Genomic DNA, 1,749 nt, shown 5'->3' on the forward strand with positions numbered 1-1,749 from the left:
CGCGGGCAAGACCGTGGTGAGCTTCTGCACCGGCGGCATCCGCTGCGAGAAGGCCGCCATCCTGATGCGCGAGGAAGGCATCGAGAACGTGCTGCAGCTCGAAGGCGGCATCCTCAAATATTTCGAAGAGGTCGGCGGTGCGCACTACCACGGCGACTGCTTCGTGTTCGACGGCCGGCGCGCGCTCGCGCCCGACCTGAGCGCGCGTGCGGCCGATGCCAGTGCGCGTGCGTCGGAAGACATCGACCTCGGCAGCGGCCTGAAGAAATAGCCGGCGGGTTGCCGGCCACGCGCTCCGCAGATCAGACCGGAGTGGTGCCCACGTCGGGTTCGCGCACGCCAAAGGGCTTGCCGGGCAGCGGAATGAACTCGGTCTCGCCAGGCACATGTCCCATGCGCTGCGCAGCCCAGTCGGAGCCGGCTTCGAGGATGCGCTCGCGCCGGCTCGATACGAAATTCCAGGTGATGTAGCGCGGGCCGTCGAGCGGCTCGCCGCCGATCACCATCAGGCGCGCCGCGGTGTCGCAAGCCAGCACTGCGCCCTGGCCGTCGGGCAGAACAGCCATCGTGTGCGCGGGGATCGCTTCGCCATTGACGCGCACATCGGCATCGACGGCATACACCGCCAATTCGGGCGCCAGCGCGGGCAGCTCGAAGCGGCCGCCCGCGGGCAATGCGATGTCGAGGTAGATCGTCTGCGACAGCGTCTTGACCGGCGAGCGTTGGCCAAAGGCCTCGCCCACCAGCACGCGCACCGCCACGCCCTGCTCCACCACCTGCGGAATGCCACCGGCCGGCGTGTGCTCGAAGCTCGGCTCGATTTCTTCGTGCGCCTGCGGCAAGGCAGCCCAGAGCTGCAGCCCGTGGTTCACGTAGGTGTCGGCCTTAAGGCGTTCGGGCTTGCGCTCGGAGTGCACGATGCCGCGCCCCGCGGTCATCCAGTTGATCGCGCCGGGCAGGATCTCCTGCACGCTGCCGATGCTGTCGCGATGCATCATCGCGCCCTCGAAAAGATAGGTGACCGTGGACAGGCCGATGTGCGGATGCGGCCGCACGTCGTGCGCCATGCCGGGCTGCTCGGTGGCCGGGCCGAAGTGGTCGAAGAACACGAACGGGCCCACCGAGCGGCGCTGCGCCGCAGGCAGCAGGCGCCGCACATTGAAGCCGCCGCCCAGGTCCTTGTCGTGTGGTTGAAGCAATTGGGTCTGTGCGGCGGTATCGGTCATCGGGGGCTCCGTGGTTGGCTGGGTTTTATCCGCGCGATCTTGCCACTGTGGCAATACGCTCGCCGAATGCCCTTGCCGTGTCGAAGTCGCCCTTGAACATCTCGGCCGGGCTCGCATCCGAAGGCGACTGCGTCAGCAGGCCGCCGTAGCCGCCCACGTAGTTCATCGAATCGCGCGTGGCCGCCTTGCTGTTGCTCGGCAGGATGCCCATGCTGACCCACACGCCGCTGTGCTGCATCGCAAGCGTCCACAGGTAGGCCATGGTCGCGACCTTGTCGCCGTTCATGGTGGCGCTGTTGGTGAAGCCCGCAAAGAGCTTGTCCTTCCAGCCCTGCGTGAACCAGACCTTCGACGACGCATCGGCGAATTTCTTGAACTGCCAGCTCACGCCGCCCATGTAGGTCGGCGAGCCGAAGATGATCGCGTCGGCCGCGGCCAGCGTTTCCCAGCCGCCTTCGGGCAGGTTGCCATCGGCATCGATGGCGAGCAGCTGCGCGTCCGCGCCATCGGCCACGGCTTGCGC

General features: G+C 67.4%; 2 protein-coding genes and 1 pseudogene. 1 reads left to right on the forward strand and 2 read right to left on the reverse strand.

Annotated features, from left to right (window positions below; genetic code table 11):
- Positions 1-271: pseudogene (locus AC1DOC_RS32355) on the forward strand (sulfurtransferase); the annotation flags it as partial.
- A 31-nt stretch (positions 272-302) separates the two neighbouring features.
- Here the strand turns inward: AC1DOC_RS32355 and AC1DOC_RS32360 are convergent.
- Both AC1DOC_RS32360 and AC1DOC_RS32365 read right to left on the reverse strand, forming a co-directional pair.
- Positions 303-1,226, reverse strand: a complete 924-nt coding sequence (locus tag AC1DOC_RS32360; RefSeq protein ID WP_412511111.1) for a pirin family protein — start codon at positions 1,224-1,226, stop codon at positions 303-305.
- A 25-nt stretch (positions 1,227-1,251) separates the two neighbouring features.
- A partial coding sequence (locus AC1DOC_RS32365) for a flavodoxin family protein (RefSeq protein WP_478131409.1) occupies positions 1,252-1,749 on the reverse strand: 498 nt, incomplete at its 5' end.

The sequence above is a fragment of the Variovorax sp. 01T439_2 genome, assembly GCF_056398445.1.